At 47.7% G+C, this 19265-nt stretch carries 16 protein-coding genes and 1 tRNA gene; all 17 read left to right on the forward strand.

The genetic code is table 11. From position 1 onward, the window contains the following. The first annotated feature begins 3 nt into the window (after nt 1-3). Complete coding sequence (serA, locus tag PPG34_RS14370) at nt 4-1596, forward strand: phosphoglycerate dehydrogenase (RefSeq protein WP_313834105.1); 1593 nt, start codon at nt 4-6, stop codon at nt 1594-1596. 16 nt (nt 1597-1612) lie between these two features. Further along, nucleotides 1613-2980: an ATP phosphoribosyltransferase regulatory subunit gene (gene hisZ, locus PPG34_RS14375; protein WP_313834106.1), complete on the forward strand. Its 1368-nt coding sequence runs from the start codon at nt 1613-1615 to the stop codon at nt 2978-2980. Next, on the forward strand, nt 2967-4313 hold the full coding sequence (dnaB, locus tag PPG34_RS14380) for a replicative DNA helicase (RefSeq protein ID WP_313834107.1): 1347 nt from the start codon (nt 2967-2969) through the stop codon (nt 4311-4313). Before hisZ ends, dnaB begins: the two co-directional genes overlap by 14 nt. Before the next feature lie 34 nt (nt 4314-4347). Then, nucleotides 4348-6162: a tetratricopeptide repeat protein gene (locus PPG34_RS14385; RefSeq protein WP_313834108.1), complete on the forward strand. Its 1815-nt coding sequence runs from the start codon at nt 4348-4350 to the stop codon at nt 6160-6162. 152 nt (nt 6163-6314) lie between these two features. Continuing rightward, nucleotides 6315-6761 (forward strand): type IV pilin protein, encoded by a 447-nt coding sequence (locus tag PPG34_RS14390; protein WP_313834109.1) that lies wholly within the window; start codon nt 6315-6317, stop codon nt 6759-6761. A 269-nt stretch (nt 6762-7030) separates the two neighbouring features. Beyond that, nucleotides 7031-9199 carry a squalene--hopene cyclase gene (gene shc / locus PPG34_RS14395; protein ID WP_313834110.1) on the forward strand — a complete coding sequence of 723 codons (2169 nt, stop codon included), beginning with the start codon at nt 7031-7033 and terminating at the stop codon, nt 9197-9199. After that, nucleotides 9138-10034 carry a 5'-methylthioadenosine/S-adenosylhomocysteine nucleosidase family protein gene (locus tag PPG34_RS14400; RefSeq protein ID WP_313834111.1) on the forward strand — a complete coding sequence of 299 codons (897 nt, stop codon included), beginning with the start codon at nt 9138-9140 and terminating at the stop codon, nt 10032-10034. The genes shc and PPG34_RS14400 overlap by 62 nt, the downstream gene beginning before the upstream one ends. A 25-nt stretch (nt 10035-10059) precedes the next feature. Continuing rightward, entirely contained in the window at nt 10060-10827 is a 768-nt protein-coding gene (locus PPG34_RS14405) for an MlaE family ABC transporter permease (RefSeq protein ID WP_313834112.1), read from the forward strand. A 76-nt stretch (nt 10828-10903) separates the two neighbouring features. Continuing rightward, nucleotides 10904-11641 carry an ABC transporter ATP-binding protein gene (locus tag PPG34_RS14410; RefSeq protein ID WP_313834113.1) on the forward strand — a complete coding sequence of 246 codons (738 nt, stop codon included), beginning with the start codon at nt 10904-10906 and terminating at the stop codon, nt 11639-11641. A gap of 91 nt (nt 11642-11732) precedes the next feature. Further along, a complete protein-coding gene (mlaD, locus tag PPG34_RS14415; protein ID WP_313834114.1) occupies nt 11733-12173 on the forward strand; it encodes an outer membrane lipid asymmetry maintenance protein MlaD in 441 nt (146 codons plus the stop codon). Between the two features lie 51 nt (nt 12174-12224). Continuing rightward, the gene (locus PPG34_RS14420; protein WP_313834115.1) at nt 12225-12884 is read left to right on the forward strand and encodes an MlaC/ttg2D family ABC transporter substrate-binding protein; all 660 of its coding nucleotides are present in this window, start codon (nt 12225-12227) and stop codon (nt 12882-12884) included. Nucleotides 12885-12919: 35 nt separating this feature from the next. Then, complete coding sequence (locus PPG34_RS14425) at nt 12920-13633, forward strand: tetratricopeptide repeat protein (protein ID WP_313834116.1); 714 nt, start codon at nt 12920-12922, stop codon at nt 13631-13633. 269 nt (nt 13634-13902) lie between these two features. Continuing rightward, a complete protein-coding gene (gene dxs, locus PPG34_RS14430; protein WP_313834117.1) occupies nt 13903-15798 on the forward strand; it encodes a 1-deoxy-D-xylulose-5-phosphate synthase in 1896 nt (631 codons plus the stop codon). An 18-nt stretch (nt 15799-15816) separates the two neighbouring features. Further along, the gene (gene ispG, locus PPG34_RS14435) at nt 15817-16980 is read left to right on the forward strand and encodes a flavodoxin-dependent (E)-4-hydroxy-3-methylbut-2-enyl-diphosphate synthase (RefSeq protein WP_313834118.1); all 1164 of its coding nucleotides are present in this window, start codon (nt 15817-15819) and stop codon (nt 16978-16980) included. Between the two features lie 102 nt (nt 16981-17082). Next, a tRNA-Cys gene (locus PPG34_RS14440) sits at nt 17083-17158 on the forward strand. 176 nt (nt 17159-17334) lie between these two features. Further along, the gene (hpnH, locus tag PPG34_RS14445; protein ID WP_313834119.1) at nt 17335-18351 is read left to right on the forward strand and encodes an adenosyl-hopene transferase HpnH; all 1017 of its coding nucleotides are present in this window, start codon (nt 17335-17337) and stop codon (nt 18349-18351) included. Between the two features lie 36 nt (nt 18352-18387). After that, nucleotides 18388-18732: a hypothetical protein gene (locus PPG34_RS14450; protein WP_313834120.1), complete on the forward strand. Its 345-nt coding sequence runs from the start codon at nt 18388-18390 to the stop codon at nt 18730-18732. The last annotated feature ends 533 nt before the right edge of the window (nt 18733-19265 follow it).

The following is a 19265-nucleotide window of genomic DNA, read 5'->3' on the forward strand; positions in this document are numbered from 1 at the left end:
TATATGAAGATTCTGGTGAGTGATAGTTTATCGACACGTGGCGTAGAAGTTCTGCAACAGGCTGGGTATACCGCGGATGTTAAGACGAAATTGAGCAAAGAAGAATTGCTCGAGGAAATCAAAAACTATGATGGCATCATTGTACGGTCGGCAACCAAGGTAACCGCGGAGGTCATTGAGGCCGGGGCTCAACTGAAAATCATCGGACGTGCCGGATCGGGTTTGGATAATGTGGATAAAGAGGCTGCAACTCGTCGCGGCATTGTGGTGATGAATACCCCGGGTGGGAATACAATCACAACGGCTGAACATACGATTGCCATGCTGGTGGCCATGAGCAGAAAAATACCTCAAGCCACTGCCTCGACTAAAGCCGGCAAGTGGGAAAAAAGTAAATTCATGGGCACGGAACTCTATAACAAGACCCTTGGTCTTGTCGGTCTCGGACAAATTGGAACCGTGGTGACCAAGCTCGCGCAGGGGCTTTCTCTGAATGTCATTGGTTACGATCCTTTTCTGGCTTCTGAACGGGCGAAAGAACTCGGTATTGAACTGGTGGAATTGCCTGAATTATTTCGGCGGTCCGACATTATTTCCGTACATACGCCGCTCACCAATGAAACTCGGTCCATTATTAATGCCGCGGCCTTTCAGCAAATGAAAGATGGGGTCATGATCGTTAATTGCGCGCGTGGAGGAATTGTCAACGAGCAAGATTTGTTTGACGCGTTGCAAAGTAAAAAAGTGGCTTCGGCAGCGTTCGATGTGTTTGAAGAAGAGCCGGTGAAGCCGGATCATCCGTTACTCTCGCTGGATAATTTTATTTGCTCTCCCCACATCGGAGCCTCGACTGAAGAGGCCCAGGAAAATGTAGCTATCGCCATTGCCGAGCAATTCGTTGATTATTTCAAAAAAGGTGTGGCTCGCGGAGCTGTCAATATTGCTTCGGTTCCACCGGAAGCCCTGCCTATGCTGCAACCCTATCTGGGCCTAGCCGAGCGGATGGGATTATTTCAAGCACAACTTATTGATGGGGCAATTGAGGGAATAACCGTTGAATATTGTGGCGAAGTGTCCAATTTAACGGTGGCTCCTCTCACGGTGGCCGTGCTGAAGGGCTTGCTGTCGCCGATTTTGGAAACAGTGGTCAATACCGTCAATGCACCGTTCATTGCCAAAAAACGTGGCATCGAAGTGAAAGAAATTAAAAGTAGTGATGCTGGTGAATATACTAGCCTCATTCGAATTCATGTGGAGGCGGGAAAACAGACGCATCGTTTGGCGGGAACATTAATTCATAAAAAAGATCCTCGCATTGTGGAAAGCAATGCCTATCCTGTTGAAGTCATTCCCGAAGGCTATATGTTGCTGATTTATAATGTTGATCGTCCTGGAGTCATTGGGATGGTAGGCCAAATACTTGGCCAGTTTGACGTCAACATTGCGCGCATGCAATGTGCTCGGGCCAAAAAAGGTGAGAATGCTTTGTTGATCATTGGCATGGATGGTCCACCTCCACCCAAAGTCATCGAAACGATTAAGCAAGAAAAAGATATTTTGTCCGTGCGACTTGTTGATTTGACCCAGTCGCCGTAACCCCACGATACGTTCCATGGCTTCTCGTCAACCTCAACCCGTGGAACGCCGGTCCTTTCTGCTAGGCAATCCCACTCGCTCCCTTATTCCCATGGGCATGGCCACCTTGCTGCCGGATGCCGCACAGCGGGTTCGACATCTGGAAGCCATGATTTTTGAAGGCTTCGGTCGTTGGGGGTATCGCGAAATCATTCCCCCGACATTTGAATATCTTGACGTCCTCTCGACGGGCTTACCTGCCGAAACCCTTGAAAAATGTTATAAGTTTGCGGATTGGACCACGGGAAGGATTCTCGTGCTTCGTCCGGATGTGACGGCCCAAATTGCGAGAATCGTGGCTATGGGAATGGCAGGGCAAGGCCTTCCACTTCGCCTAAGTTACCGCACCACAGTATTTCGTTATGAACCCGAACATGCGGGACGAGAGCGAGAGGTGTTTCAGTTAGGCGTGGAGCTTATTGGGGTGGATCAGGCTTCGATGGATGCTGAAATCCTGACCCTTCTCGTGGAATCCTTGAAAACTTTAGGAGTCTCGGACTTCAAAGTCTCTCTCGGCCATGTGGGCTTTTACCAAGGGTTGTTGGCCAAGTCAGGCATGTCGCCTCAAGGACAAAAACAAGCCGAGATTGCGGCTGCCCACAAGGATATTCCCAATCTTGAGCGAATCCTCAAATGGGAAAAGGTCCCATCCACTCTGTCCAAGGCTATTCTTGAGGCACCGGGACGATATGGCCGGGAGGAGGTATTGGAATGGGGTCGTCGGGTAGCCGGTCGGGATTTGCGTCTTGTGAAACCAATCGAACGGCTCACGCAAGTGTATCGATTGCTCGAAGGTACAGGGATTCAAGAGCATCTTCTTTTGGATCTCGGAGAATTTCGTGGCTTTGATTACTATGATGGCATTGTATTCGATGTATTTTCAGGGAAAGTCGGCTGTGAATTAGGAGGAGGCGGGCGTTATAATCACTTGATCGGTCGGTTTGGCCGGGAATTGCCTTCAACGGGATTTGCCTTGGATATCGACCGGGTGTTTCATGCATTGGATCATGTTAGCAGCGAGCAAATTTTATCTTCCTCATCGGTGCTACTCATGTCTCCTCACGTTCGTTATGGGGAGGCATTTAAGGCGGCGCAATATCTTCGATCCAAAGGATTGACCGTGCTTCAGGAGACATTATCGAGTCCAGCCTCTTCGCAGAATCGAGTGGCTCGGAAGCGAGCCATGGAAGCTTCTGTTGGTTGGTTGGTCTTGTTAGGTCACCCTCGTACCAAGTCTCAAGCCTTTGTCGCCATTCGCATGGGAGCGAAAGGGAATCCACAACGAACTCTTCGGCTTGAAGAGTTACCGGGCTTGATTCAGAAGGAAACTCATGCCTCAGACTGATCACTCCGAACTTCGTCTCCCTCCTCAGAACCTTGAAGCTGAACAGTCGGTTCTTGGCGCCATATTGTTGGATAATACCTCCCTGAGCAAGGCCTTTGAGGTCATCACAGAAGAAGACTTTTATCGAGGGTCCCATCGGATGATCTATCAGGCCATGGTCGAATTATCCGAATCTAATGAAGTCGTGGACCAAATTACTTTAACCGCACTGCTGAAATCCAAGGGACAGCTAGAGCAAGTGGGGGGAGGAGCCTATGTGGCCGAGCTGGTTCAGGCCGTCCCGAGTGCGTCCAATATTCGTTATCACTGCAAAATTGTTCGTGAAAAAGCCTTGTTACGCGGGTTGATCCGAACGGCAACAGAAGTGGTCACGAGGGGCTATGATGAGGTTGGCCAATCCGATGATTTGTTAGAATATGCGGAACGAGAAATCTTTCAACTTGCCCAAGGTCGATTGGGACGCTCCTTTGTCCCGGTGAATCAAATCATTAAGGAAAGTATCGAGATTGTCGATCGGTTATATAACCGGAAAGAAAAAATCACGGGTGTCCCGACAGGGTTTACGGAATTAGATGAAATCACAGCAGGGCTCCAAGCCTCAGATCTCATTATTATTGCGGGTCGTCCCAGCATGGGAAAAACCAGCCTTGCATTGAGTATGGCAGAACATGCCGCGATCAGAGCGGAAATGTCGGTGGGGATTTTTAGCTTGGAAATGTCCAAGGCGCAGTTAGTCCTGCGGATGCTGAGTTCACAGGCTTCGCTGGATTCCCATGCTTTGCGGACTGGCCAATTGACGGAAAAAGATTGGCGCTATCTCTGTGATGCGGCTGACCGGCTTGAGCGGGCCAAAATCTTTATCGATGATTCCGGGGCTCTCACTGTGCAACAAATGCGAGGAAAGGCCAGGCGCCTCATTGCGGAGCATGGTCTAGATTTGCTGATCATTGATTATTTACAATTAATGCAAGGGCGGAGTGATTCGGAATCTCGCCAGCAAGAAATTTCGGATATTAGTCGTGCCCTGAAAGCTTTGGCCAAGGAGCTCAATATTCCAGTCGTGGCCCTTTCTCAGTTGAGCCGTGCAGTGGAAAATCGGACGGATAAACGGCCGGTTCTATCAGATCTTCGGGAATCTGGAGCGATTGAGCAGGATGCGGATGTGGTCATGTTCATTTATCGCGACGAGGTTTATAATCCTGATACAGAGGATAAAGGTATAGCCGACATTCTTGTCCGAAAACATCGGAATGGTCCCACTGGTGACCGACAGCTGTTCTTTCATGACCGCTATGCTAAATTTGCCGACATTGCTAGAAATGAAGTGACCTAACCAGCCGGGAAATCTTGAAGGGAGGCAATTCGACATGTTCAATCGGGTATTATTATCCCCGCGAAAACATCCCCTCGTCCGGAGGTGGCAAGAGCGCTTGCTGGTCACGTTTTTAGTCGTTCCGGTGGCCGTGGTGTCCTGTGCAGCGGTGCCAGAGCCTGCATCAGAATCCATGCCTCAACCAGTTTCTTCTGAACTCGCACTTCCCCCGTTAGCCTACTATCATTTTCTGCAAGGGTACTTGGCTGAACTGGATGAAGATTTCCCTGGAGCCCTTGAGCAGTATCGCGCGGGGCTCCAATTCGATCCCAATTCTGCCTATTTGCGGTTTCGAATGGCGAGCTTATATTTCACCTCTGGAAACATTCAAAAATCCATGGATTTGTTGGAACAAATAGATGTGAATGCGTTTAGCGATACTAGGGTGTTGACCCAAATGGCTAAAATGTTTGCAGGTGCGGGGAAAACCGAGTCCGCTCTGGAATTATTTGATCAGGCGATTGAAAAAGGTCCTGATCGCTCTCAAAGTTACCTTGAAAAAGGGATCTTTTTACTGAATATGAAACAATTGGCTGATGCCGAGACCTTCATGGCTCGAAGTGTCGAATTGGCCCCTCATGTTCCTATTGGGTATTTCTATTTAGGCAAGGTCTATCAGGAGCAGGGAAAAACTGAAGAAGCCAAAGAGAATTATCGGCAAACTATTGCTCGCGCTCCGTATTTTGAGCGGGGACACCGTGAATTGTTTCAATTGTTGGAATCAAATGGTCAAGTGCAAGAAGCCGTGTTGGTTCTCGAGGAATATCTCTCAGAGGTAAATCCCCACCACAAAAAATTTCGGCAAGAACTGATTCGATTGCTATTGAGCCAAAAAGAATATTCCCGTGCCTTACAAGAATTAGACTTTATGATTGAAGATGATCCTGAGGATTTAAACGCCCAGGTGCGCCGAGCTTTGGTTTTCGCGGAAATGAAGGATGCTCCCCGAGCCATTGAGGAAATGACGAGTATCGTGAAACTTCATCCTTCAAAGTTACAAGTTCGAGATTATTTGGGCTTGCTTCATGAACAGACCGAGCAATTTGATCGAGCCATCAAAGTCTATCAAACCAATATTGACCTAGATCCCACATTCTATGATAGTCGGATTCATCTGGGATATTTATTGTACCGACTGAAGCGGTATGACGAAGCCGTACCTCATCTCCACCATGCGGTGGAACTGAATCCTGGAAATGCGGAGCCGCATTTGTTGTTGGGTCTTACCTATACTCAATCGGAAAAGCATCGATTGGCTTTGGATACATTTGAGCAAGGCCTTGAGCGACATCCTAAAAATGTGGATCTACGATTTAATCTTGGCGCAGCGTATGACAAGGTAGGACGATTCCCCGATGTGGTTCGTGAAATGGAAGCGGTATTGGAACTCAATCCAGATCATGCGGATGCCTTGAATTATCTTGGGTATAGTTATGCGGATCGTGATGTCAATATTGAAAAAGCGGTAGCCTTAACCCGACGAGCAGTCGCGCTGAAACCTGACAATGGATATTATGTCGATAGCTTAGGCTGGGCGTTGTTTAAAATGGGGCGCATCAAAGAAGCTCTCAATGAAATCAAGCGTGCCGCAGAGTTAGTCAAGGATGACCCCGTGATTTTCGAGCATATGGGTGAAATTTACTTAAAGGAAAATGATCGCGATAATGCGAGACAAGCCTGGCTGCGATCGCTCAAATTGGATCCCACCAATGGAAAGTTGAAAGATCGCTATAAAGGGGAGGGTTTTGGGGACCCCGGAGTCGCCAGTGAATCATCGGCCCAGCCCCAGGTGAGTCAATATGCGGAGTAATACACCGAGGGATTTCCCACCAGAGCTCAGATCGGCTAGATCCAACATCGAAGGTTAAGTTAGGCTAAAATCTACCGATGATCTCTATCGACGCTAGGTCAGGGCCGAATTTCTCTAGGCCATATCCACTCGGCAACTTAAAGGAGAGTCCCATGTTCAGTACGAATCATCCTCAACGGGGGTTCAGCTTGACCGAGCTGATGATCGTAGTGGCCATTATCGGGATTTTAGCCGCGATCGCCATCCCCAATTTCATGCGGTACCAAGCCAGGGCAAAACAATCAGAAGCCAAAAGCAATCTCGTCGCAATCCATACCGGGGAAATCGCCTATTTTGCAGAGAATAATAGCTATATTGATGATTTTAATGCCATTGGTTTTGCGGTGACCGGATCTTCTCAGCGGTATTACTATGAGCTTGGTAATACGAGTTCAGGAACTCTACCACCTGGCTGTACTGCGTCGACGCTTGATAATGTGTCGACGTCAGGATTTACCGCTGTGGCGATTGGAAATATCGACGGAGATCCAACCTGTGATGTTTGGACCATTGATGAAGGAAAAACTTTAGTCAACGTCATCAACGATGTTTCGTCCTGATGGCCAGGCCCGCACCCTTTCCCCGATAATAAAAATTCTCTATTCAACAATCATAACAATGTGGCCTAGTCGGAAATGGGATTATGTTGGGTGCTTGAATAAGGTTGTCTTCGTGTCCTATCCCATTTCTCTTGACCAACTTCGACCCCTCTGGTATAAGCCACCAGGTGTCGACCCCTATGTGGTAGGTTTTCGTCGTATGTCGTTGATATTGTGATTGTTCTAAGCATCCACCCTCACAATATTTTCATTAAAAATGCGCTTCTATCATGGATCTATTTAAGAATATTTTAGGGCGTTTATCTGACAGCTTTTTCACTTCGGTTCAAGTCGGATTAAAGTCCAGGCCACGAAAACGAAAGAGTCCTTCCCTGAAACTTGTTTCTGACAATCCCAATCCCGTCCCGATGGTTGAGCCCCTCCTCGCGAAATCGGGGCATTCTCCCGTTGGCCATGCAGAAGCTATTGAAGAGACGTTGCAGCGAAGTAAGGCCTGGTTATTGAGCCAGCAGGATGTTGAAGAGGGATTTTGGGTAGAAGAATTAGAAGCAGACACCACGTTGACCTCAGAATATCTTATGCTTCGCCGCTATCTTGGTCTGGCAGATGCGGAACGAGAAGCAAAAGCCATTCGATATTTACAGCATACTCAATTGGAAGATGGAGGATGGCCAATTTTTAATGGGGGTCCTATCGATATTAGCGCTTCAGTGAAGGCCTATTTTGCACTCAAATTAGCTGGGGTGTCTCAGGATGAGCCCTATATGCAAAAAGCCCGTCAGGTCATTTTGGACAAGGGGGGAGTGGTTTCAGCAAATGTGTTTACCAAAATCACCTTGGCGTTGTTTGGGCAATATGATTGGCGGGGAATCCCGAGTATGCCCCCTGAAATCATTTTAGCTCCCAAGGGATTTTATTTTAATCTCTATGCTGTTTCCTATTGGTCCAGGGTTGTCATCGTTCCCTTGCTCATTATTTTTGCCTTTAGACGAACGTGCGAAATATCTCCGGAAGAAGGCATTGATGAGCTGTTTCTCATTCCACGTGACCAGGTTCAGTATCGAGTCGAACCTCCATTCCAAAAGGATCGCTCCTTGTGCAGCTGGAGAAACTTTTTCGTTTGGGTTGATGGCATTCTGAAAGTCTATGAACAGTATCCCATTAATTCATTACGCAAAAGAGCTATTAAAAAGGCAGAGGCATGGATGCTGGAGCATATGGAAGGCGATGGGGGTATCGGTGCCATCTATCCAGCCATGGCTAATTCTGTTTTTGCCCTTTGTGCACTTGGCTATCCCACCACACATCCTCTCATTGCCAAAGCCCTTCGTGAAATTGAAGCGTTGGAAATTGAAACTCCTATTACTGAAAATGGGCAATGCCTCGATCGGCTTCATATGCAACCTTGTCATTCCCCTGTATGGGATACGGCTCTGACATTAAATACGCTTATTGAAGCTGGCCTCCCTTTGGATCATCCTGCACTTCTTAAGGGCGCTTCTTGGTTGCGGTCCTGCCAAACCTCGACGGTGGGCGATTGGATTGTTTCTTCACCGTCCGCCAAACCCGGCGGGTGGTATTTCCAGTTTGAAAATGAGTGGTATCCTGATGTCGATGATACCGCAGCGGTGGTGACCGCGTTAACCAAGCTTTCCCCTCATCATCCGGCTGATGTAGACGAGGCAGTTCGGCGTGGAAGCGAGTGGGCCCTCGCCATGCAAAGTTCCAATGGTGGATGGGGCGCGTATGACAAGAATAATGATCGACTAATTTTTAATAGAATTCCCTTTGCAGACCATCAAGCGTTACTTGATCCTCCGACCTCGGACTTAACGGGTCGTTGCCTGGAAATGCTGGGTACGTTTGGCTATGACCAATCTCATCCGTCGGTGGCTCCCGCTTTAGAATTTCTACGAAAAGAACAAGAGGACGATGGCAGCTGGTATGGCCGCTGGGGAGTGAATTATTTGTACGGGACCTGGTGTGTCTTGGCCGGTCTTGAGGCGATTGGGGAAGACATGTCCTCCCCCTGGATTCAAAAGGCGGTGGCCTGGTTGGAGTCAAAGCAAAATGTGGATGGCGGGTGGGGCGAGTCGTGTACCTCCTATGCCGATCCTTCCTGGTCTGGCGAAGGCGAAAGCACCGCGTCACAAACGGCTTGGGCACTCATGGCTTTGCTTTCTGCGGGTGTCGCCGACTCCCTTAGTGTCGTGCGTGGCGTCAATTACCTTCTCCGTCATCAGCAATCTGAGGGTACCTGGCAGGAGCCGTTTCATACGGGCACGGGTTTTCCTCGTGTATTCTATCTTCGATATCATGGATACAGTAAATATTTTCCAATGTGGGCGTTAGCCATGTATCGGAATGTCCGAAGCCATGGTTGTACCAGGGCGGAAGAAATCCGTCATAAGGCCCAACTCTCCAGAAGGCCGAAATAACGGCGCGCGATTTTTTTTCATCGCTATACTCTCAATCTCCACCCCCAATCTGGAGTGCCTCCTGCAACGGATTGCCATTTTTACAGCAACTCGGTGGGAATTTCAGGCCATTCAGCAGGCCCTAGCTGGAGGGCGAACTAAAAAGACGGAAGGCCTGCGCCAATATACTGTAGATTGGCCCAGTGGGTCTGCAACGGTGATTCAAACGGGGATCGGCCTTCAAAAAGCTAAGAAGGCATGTCGACAAATCTTGACCGGGACACATTATGATTTGGCCATTTCTTCTGGTTTTGCTGGGGCGCTTATTTCTTCTTCCATTGGGGCCTTGGTGATACCGAATGTTGTCGTCCTGGGTAGGGGCGAATCTGCCGAGGGATCGGAGTCGTTCTCCTACCATTGTAATGTAGAATATTCCTCGATTATCCGTCGGGTTCAAAAGAGTCTTAATCTCCAGTGTGTGTCGGATGCGTTAGTGTCGGTCTCTTGGATTGTCTGTTCAGCTTCAGAAAAACGAGCGCTTTCCAAGAAATATCAAGCCAGCGCTTTGGATATGGAAAGTGCAGGGATTGCAGCGGTGGCACAGGAATATCAAGTTCCTTTTTTAGTTATTAGAACGGTTTCGGATTTAAATGATGAAACTCTACCGCAAGAGTTCAATTTTTTTCTTTCACCGACTTTCTGGATGAAGGGTCTCTGGCGAATGGTGAGTCGTCCTGCACTTTGGTGGCATGTTTACCGACTTCGACAGCAGTCGAAGGTTGCTTCCAGAGAATTGACGCGATTTTTTGAAATGTTTGTCACCCATCTCAGACAACGTGAGACATGTCAACTGTGAAAAAGTCTTGGGGGCAAAGAAGGTGATGCTGTGGATAATTGGAATTGGAGAACGTACGCTAGCGCTCGTTCAAAGTATGGGCCATATGGTGTTGTTTCTTCTTCGTGCCATTGCATGGTTTTTTCGTCCCCCTTTTCGGTTTCACCAGATTCTCAAACAATTACATTTCATTGGATATAAGTCCACTTTTGTAGTGGTTCTTACTGCCGTGTTTACGGGAATGGTGTTAGCTCTTCAGGGGTACTATTCCTTACAAAAATTCGGGTCAGAAGCGCTGCTAGGATCAGCGGTGGCACTGAGCATGATTAGGGAGCTTGGCCCAGTGTTGGCATCCTTGATGGTAACCGCCAGGTCAGGGTCCGCAATGACGGCGGAAATCGGAATCATGCGGATTACCGAGCAGATTGATGCCATGGAAACCATGGCGATTAATTCCTTGCAATATCTGATTTCTCCGAAAATAATAGCCGCTCTGGTTGCTGTTCCGCTGCTGGTGGCTATTTTTGATGTCGTAGGGATTTATGGCGGCTATCTCGTTGGGGTGAAGCTATTGGGTGTGAGCGGAGGATCCTATTGGAGTTCCATCGAATCCGCAGTGGAATGGCGTGATGTGTATGGGGGCATTATAAAGTCTCTAAGTTTTGGGCTTATTATCAGCTGGGTCTGTTGTTATAAAGGGTATTTTACGAAGATGAGTGCCGAAGGACTGGGGAAGGCGACCACGGAAGCCGTGGTCTTGTCTTCAGTGTTTATTCTTGTCTGGGATTATTTTCTCACATCGGTCTTGCTCTGATGAACACATTCGGCTTGGTCTTCATATTTGACGTCCTCGATCCCTTCCCGATGCTACAAATGATTGGGTGTAATTCATGATTACTCTAAAAGGTGTCGAAAAGAATTTTGGCAAGCAACGTATTCTCCAGGGGGTGGATCTGATTATACCCACGGGGAAACTCACCACCATTATCGGTCCGAGCGGTGAAGGAAAAAGCGTACTGTTGAAACACATGATAGGATTACTGAAACCGGATCGTGGTGAAGTCTGGGTGGATGATGTTGAAATTTCCCATCTGAATGATCGAGACCTCAATGAAGTCCGTCGTCGTTTTGCCATGTTGTTTCAAGCGGCGGCGTTGTTTGATTCCATGAATGTTTTTGATAACGTGGCCTTTCCGCTCCGGGAAAAAGGATTGGCTCCCGAATCTGACATTCCCCGAATTGTCGATGGTCTGTTGGAGCGCGTGGGGTTAGTGGGAATGGGGCACAAGCATCCCTCTGAGCTTAGCGGAGGCATGAAAAAACGCGTTGGGTTAGCTCGTGCCTTGGTGATGGGACCGGAGATTATCCTATTTGATGAACCGACGACCGGGTTAGATCCCTTGATGGCTAAGACGATTCATGATTTAATTCGTTCCATGCATCGAGTATTTGGGTTTACCGCGGTTATGGTGAGCCATGAAATTCCTGAAATCTTTGCCATCTCTGATTGGGTGGCCATGTTGAAACACGGCAAAGTTATTGCCATGGCTCCATCGAAAGAATTTCAATCTATTAAAGATCCCATAGTTCGTGAGTTTATCTCGGTGAACGAGGGAAGCGTTGCTTAAGAAGTTTGAGGACCCGCAACTTCCGTCCGGTTAAGCCCGTGACGAAGGTTGCCTGTTGGGCATGGAAAGGGAGAAGGTAGGAAATTCATATATGGAACGACGTCTTGAATTTTCCGTTGGGGTGTTTGTCCTGATTGGGCTGGTTTGTTTGAGTTATTTAGCCGTCCAACTAGGAAAACTTGAGTTGGTTGGTGGGGACTATTATGAAGTTCAAGCCGAGTTCTCTTCCACATCTGGACTTAAATCTGGAGCCCCCATTGAAATAGCCGGCGTGCAAGTAGGGAGAGTCCGCGGCATCAAATTACAAGATTATCATGCGTCGGTAACCTTGGCTGTTGATGAGGGCGTCAAGGTCTATAGCGATGCTATTGCGTCCATAAAAACCCGAGGTATTATTGGTGAAAAATTCATGGAATTATCACCCGGTGGTTCTGGAGAGGTACTGAAGCCTGGAGATACGATTCAAGATACCGAAGCCGGGATTGACCTTGAACAGGTCATTGGGCAGTTCATTCATGGAAATGTGGAGTGAGGGTTTCAGTTGTTCAAGAATGTCCTATCTTTCTAGGGAAGGAAATTTGTCATGAGCCATTGGTGGTGTAAACGGGTACGCTCTTTGTGTCGGTGGAGTCAGGCGATGGCTTTTTTGGTTTTTTCGGCTCTTGGTGCCTTCGTCATGTTTCCCGAATCAGTTGCCGCAGTGGAAGCAGGTTCGGCAACAGAAGCTCTCAAGGAAACGATTGATCGGGTGCTGTTGGTATTGGGTGATGAGCAATTGAAGAAACCCGAGCGCGTGGACGATCGGGTCGCGGCCTTGGAAAAAATTATCGAAAAACGGTTTGATTATGAGGAGATGGGAAAGCGCACTCTTGGCCTAGAATGGCAAAAGCTTTCTCCTGATCAACAGAAAGAGTTTGTTGGTTTATTTCAGAAGTTTCTCTCAAGTACTTATGCTGGCAATGTCGATGGGTATTCTGGGGAACAGGTGGAATATCTCAAGGAGCGTCGAAAGGGAGATTTTGCGGAAGTTCAAACCAAGGTATCTTCTAAAAAACTTGTGGTGCCCTTGGATTATCGCCTCCTGAAAAACTCTAGTACTTGGCGCGTGTATGATGTCGTCATCGATGGCGTTAGTTTAGTAAAAAATTTCCGTGGTCAGTTTAGCCGGATCATGAAGGCCAACGGATATGAAGGTCTGGTGGGGAAGCTCCGAGCAAAAACGAGTAAAGGTGGCGTGAAATAATTATCCTTCTCCCCTTATCACTCGCGGATGTTGAAATGTGTCGTCGGGCGTGGCTTTATGTAGGGTTTATAGTTGGGTTATTTGTTCTGCCTTTTTCTAGTCTTTCCAACCCATTGGACTCTAAGGATATTGATTACCCCGCCTCTCTCGAAGCTCATTTGCAAGAATTACATCAGGCGTATCTTGACTCTCCCAATAATTTCACAATTTTGATAAACCTTGCGAGCACCTATCTCGATGCGGGGGATGATTTTTATATCGACACCGTCAAGCGGATAGAAGCCTATCAGGCTGGGGCTGATTTTGCGAAAAAAGCCCTTGCTTTAAATCAACAAGATGCCCAGGCCCATTTTTTGTATGCGGCGAATCTTGGTCATATAGCTCAACTCCAAAGTGTCTTGGTTTCGGCGTTTCTCATTCGTGAAATCAAGGGGCATGTGGAAGAATCGATTCGATTGTCGCCCAATTATGCTCCAGCGTTACATATGATGGGAATGATCTTGGATGGGTTGCCGTGGTTCTTAGGAGGAGATGCGGATGAATCGGTTTCCTATCTGGAGCGCGCTGTGGCCGCCGATCCTCATTATACTCATGCCAGGCTCAACTTGGGAAAAATCTATCTTAAGCAGGGCCGAAAGCAAGCAGCCCAGGAACAATTTTTATTAGTCACGCAGGCTTCATCCCCGAGGGGAAGATATGCCTGGACTCACCGTTACAATCCTGAAGCGCAAAGACTTCTTCGTCAATAAGTTGTGAGCCTCTTAGGATTGTAAGTGGGGCAGAATGTGGAGTAGTTTTTTTGTATAAAAAGTTGCTGGCTACTGTAGATAGGGAGTAATGTGTCCAAAATTGTGCCTCACAGAAGTGATATATTTCTGGCCGATCGAGTTATTTTGTCCCTCACGATTCCTTGACAGTCTATGGTAAGTATGCAAACATTTGAATGTTTTGGAAATTTTTCATTTTCTTAATTGTGAACACTCCCACCTGAACGATATTCCATAAAGAGGTAATCGGTATGTCCATCCTAAACAGGATTGAAAGCCCCAGTGATTTAAAAAAACTCACCGCTGAACAGCTTCCACAACTCTGCGAAGAAATTCGGCAGCAGATTATTCCGGTGATAGCCAATGTGGGCGGCCATTTGGCGTCTAATCTTGGTGTGGTGGAGTTAACAGTTGCGCTCCATTATTTGCTGAATACCCCAGAGGATCTCATCGTGTGGGATACCAGTAATCAGGCCTACACCCATAAACTCTTGACGGGTCGTCGGGAACAGTTTCATACCATCCGACAATTTGGCGGAATGAGTGGATTCTGTAAACGCGAAGAAAGCCCCTACGATACGTTTAATGCCGGCCACGCCGGAACAGGTGTTTCTGCCGCGGTTGGCTTTATGGCGGCGCGTGAACAAAAAGGACAATCGCATAAAGTCGTGTGCGTGGTTGGGGACGGTGCTTTGACCTCGGGATTAACACTTGAAGGATTGCAACAAGCCGGTGGTTTGCAAAAAGATCTTTTGGTGATTTTGAATGATAACCAGATGTCGATCTCCAAAAATGTCGGAGCAATCTCTGCTTATCTGAATCGCACCATTACTGGGGAGTTCTATTCCAAGATCAAGCATGAAACTTCACAAATTTTAGGATCGATTCCACAAATTGGCGGGCCGGTCAAGAAAATGGCAAGTCGCGCCCAAGAACTGGCCAAAGGATTGGTGTTGCCAGGATTGCTATTTGAGGAATTAGGCTTCCAGTATGTTGGCCCCCTTGAAGGCCACAATTTTGAGCATTTACTGCCGACCCTTGAAAATGTCCTCAAACTCAAAGGTCCTACGTTATTGCATGTGGTCACCAAAAAAGGGTTAGGCTATGAGCCGGCTATGAAGAATCCCGTGTGGTTCCATGCCTGTTCGCCCTTTGATATTGAAACTGGAAAACCCGCGAAAAAACCTACAAGGCCCTCCTATAGCTCCGTGGCCATGGGGACCTTGGTGGAACTCGCCAAGACCGATAAGCGCATTGTGGCCATTACTGCTGCGATGTGTGAAGGAACAGGGTTAAGCGTGTTTGAAAGGGCTTTTCCAGAACGGCTGTATGATGTGGGTATAGCCGAGCAGCATGCCGTGACCTTTGCCGCAGGGTTAGCTGCACAGGGAATGCATCCAGTCATTCCGATTTATTCCACCTTCCTTCAAAGGGCCTATGATCAAGTAGTCCATGATGTGGCGACACAAAATCTTCCGGTGACCCTTTGCATCGATCGAGGTGGATTGGTTGCTGAGGATGGGACAACACATCATGGTGCGTTTGATTTTGCATATCTGCGCCATATTCCTAATATAGCCATTATGGCGCCGAAAGATGAAAATGAACTGCAGCATATGATGAAAACGTGCGTGACGTATAATGCGCCCTCTGCTGTACGTTACCCACGTGGTTCGGTACTCGGCGTGGAAATGGATCCTGTGGCGGAATCTTTGCCAATCGGAAAAGGCGAGTTGTTGAGATCAGGTCACGATATTGCCCTCGTCGCAATTGGGATCACTGTTCATCAAGCAGAGGAAGCGGCTGAACGCCTGGCGCAGGAAGGTATTTCTACGGCAGTGATTAATGCGCGGTTTGTCAAACCTTTGGACGGCGACCTGATTCGGCAGATTGCTCAGCAAGTAAAGTGCCTCCTCACTATTGAAGAATCTTCACGAATGGGTGGGTTTGGCTCAGCGGTGCTGGAATTTTTATCCGACGAGGGTATTGTGAATATACCTACCAAATGCCTTGGGTTGCCAGATTGGTATATAGAACAGGGCCCGCAGGATTTACTGCGAGAAAAGTATGGCTTAACTGCGGATGGTATTTATGAGCAGGCCAGGCAATTACTCGATCGTGTTTCCGCGCATACCGTTCTTACCTAGGCCCTAAGGTGTGTTTTTATGCACATTACACGACGTCCAACTAAATCCATTCGCGTCGGTTCCGTCAAAATCGGTGGCGGGGCTCCAATCTCTGTGCAATCAATGACCATACCACATCCTCGCGATGTGAAAGCGACTGTGTCGCAAATTCACCAGTTGGAAGAAGCTGGCTGCGAATTGGTCCGAGTTGCCGTTCCAGATGATGAGGCAGCTAATGCCTTGCCTGCTATCAAATCACAAGTGTCCATTCCCATCATTGCTGATATTCACTTCGACCATCGATTGGCCTTGAAGGCGGCGAAAACCGTGGATTGCGTAAGAATCAATCCCGGAAATATTGGGCCGTGGTGGAAAATGGCGGAAGTTCTGCAAGCCTTGAGGGATAATGATATTCCTCTTCGGGTGGGTGTGAATGGTGGATCTCTTGAACGTCCCCTGTTAGAGAAATATGGTTACCCCACCGCCCAAGCCTTGGCCGAATCGGCCCTGAATGCCGTTCATGCCATTGAAGATGCCGGATTTACGAATATGAAAGTTTCGTTAAAGGCCTCTGATGTGCACATGGCGGTTGATGCCTATTGGTTGTTTGCCCATCAATCAAACTATCCCTTGCATATTGGAATTACGGAAGCGGGAACTGCCATGACGGGCGCTGTAAAATCGTCTATTGGCCTGGGGTGGCTTCTTTCTCACGGCATTGGAGATACTCTCCGAGTGTCCTTAGCCGCAGATCCGGTGGAGGAAGTCCGAGTGGGCTTCGAAATTCTTAAATCTCTCGAATTGCGGCATCGAGGAGTGAATGTCATTGCCTGCCCCACCTGTGGGCGGGTAGAGATCGATGTTGTTCGTATGGCCAATGAATTGGAAAAACGGTTGGGACATATTACCAAGCCCTTGAACGTTTCCGTATTGGGGTGTGTAGTCAATGGGATTGGAGAAGGCAAGGAAGCGGATATCGGCATTGCTGGTGGCCAAGGCATGGGCATTCTGTTTAAAAAAGGAAAGCTCGTAAAAAAGGTCCCTTCTGAAGAATTAGTTGATCGTTTGATCGAAGAAGTTGAAATAATGGCGCTTGAAACGGAAGAAGAAACGTCAGCGTCCCTCGCCGCATTGCCTGATTTTGAAAATGCCCTTTCTCTTCCTGATTCTGATCGAGAACTTCCCGTCTTGCCCAATCGATAATATTCTCTTCTGTGTTGAATGCCTACAAGTTGATTGCGCGCGCTGTTGAAACTTCCGTTTTCCTTGTCAGGCTGTAGGGGGCCTCGTTATAATGCCGACGTTGGCGCCGTACCCAAGTGGCTAAGGGAGCAGTCTGCAAAACTGCGATTCAGCGGTTCGAACCCGCTCGGCGCCTCCAATATTTGTTTAGGATAACCGATCGAAAGGGAGGTTACCCTTTGTGTTTGAATCTGATTTCTTCTTCTTTTACCTTCTGCAGATTCAATTGACCGCTATCAGGGCGGGTGGTACTATCCCAGTGTTTTAGGGCGAAATTTTTACGGTTTGTCCGATAGAGTTTCTAAGGAGAATCAAATGGCCGTTCCCATATCCCAGATGTTTACCGTTTCAAGTTATGTGATTGCGCAAAAACTCAAAGGTGTAAAGCGGTACCCGCTGGTATTAATGCTCGAGCCAATTTTTCGATGCAATTTGGCATGTGCAGGATGCGGAAAAATCCAATACCCGGACCACGTCCTGGATCGACGGTTGACCCCCGAACAATGTTGGGCCGCCGCCGATGAATGTGGTGCCCCCATTGTCAGCATTCCCGGGGGTGAGCCCCTCATTCATCCCGAAATGCCTGAAATTGTGCGTGGATTAGTTGAGCGAAAAAAATATGTCTATTTATGCACGAATGCCATTTTGTTAGAGCGAAAAATCGAAGAATATCAGCCTTCGAAATATTTAACCTTTAGCATTCATATGGATGGGCTCCGTGATGAGCACGATCTCGCCGTATGTCGTGATGGGGTATACGATGTGGCTGTGAAGGCGATTAAAACGGCGCTAAAAAAAGGGTTCCGTGTAACGACGAATACGACCCTTTTTGACGACGCCAATCCTGATCGTGTGCGGAAGTTTTTTGACGAGATGATGGGGCTAGGCGTTGAGGGTATGATGATTTCCCCAGGGTATAGCTATGACAAAGCCCCTGATCAAAATAGTTTCCTGAAGCGTGATCGGACCCGCGAATTATTTTCTAAGCTTCTTTCGAATCGAAAACGAACATGGCAGTTTAATCAATCTCCATTATTCTTAGAGTTTCTCATGGGGAAACGAGATTATGAGTGCACTCCCTGGGGAAATCCAACCTACAATGTGTTTGGATGGCAAAAACCCTGTTATTTATTGCAAGATGGATACGTGTCAGATTTTTCTACCTTGCTGAATGAGACCGATTGGGAAAAGTATGGCACAGGGCGAAATGATAAGTGTAAGGATTGCATGGTCCATTGCGGGTATGAGGCTTCTGCGGTGGAGGCTACCTTTAGCTCATGGTCAGGTTTTACAGGGACAGTCAAGGCCACTTTGTTTCCAAATGCGACCTAAATATTCCCTCCGACTCGCAACCTTAATTTTTATAAAATGTCTCAGGATCAACTTCCCCAACACCAAGAAAAAGATTTACAGGGCTCGGAGCTTCGTCCGAATACCGATGAAGAGCTTTGTGGTGCGGTGGATCAGGCCTTTGACTATCGTGGAGACGTGACCATTGAACTCAAATCTGGGGAATCTGTCGTGGGATATGTGTTTGGCAGAACGAAAACAGATTCTCGGGCAGATTTAAATCTGTTCCCCACGAATAAACCGGGTTACATTACCATTCAATATGGGGATATCGCGGCTATTATTTTTTCTGGGAAAGATACAGCCTTTGGGCAATCTTGGGAATCTTGGATTCAAAAGAAAAAAGAAGAGGGGAGAAAATAGCCTTTCTCACTCTCGAATTGTTTCCTTAGGGGTTTTGTTGGAGTAAGCACCTCTGCACATTCCCGGTTCACCCACCCATTCACCCTCCCTTCCATCTTACAGTTCCTTCTGTCGCCGAATTAATTCATCGTGTATTCTTGACAACTTTTTGGAGTTTATTTCTTAAAGAATATAGGAAAAAAGTCTGACTGTGTCCGCCAAGAGAGAGAAAGTCGATATTTGGATTTAGGGCAATTGACTCGAGGGAGGGCGAAGACCTCCCTTTTTATTGACAGGCCAAAGGCCCATATGCTAGAAGTCACGGACCTTTTGCCTAGAAATTTCCTGCCTAAACATAATGGGGATTGCGTAAGGGCTGGGGTGGTGCTACTGGGCTCTTCTATGAAAAGGCGTATTATCTGGATGGGTCGTCTCGAGTGGCAAATCTCGGAATCGATTCTACGCAGCCAGTCACCTCTTATTAAGTTCATAAATTATATGTCCTAGTTGTGGTGTGTAAGAGAAGCCAGGGATGACTCTTCTTTTTCGTTTTC

The organism is Candidatus Nitronereus thalassa (genome assembly GCF_032191465.1).
In the GTDB taxonomy this organism is placed as follows: Bacteria; Nitrospirota; Nitrospiria; order Nitrospirales; family UBA8639; genus Nitronereus; species Nitronereus thalassa.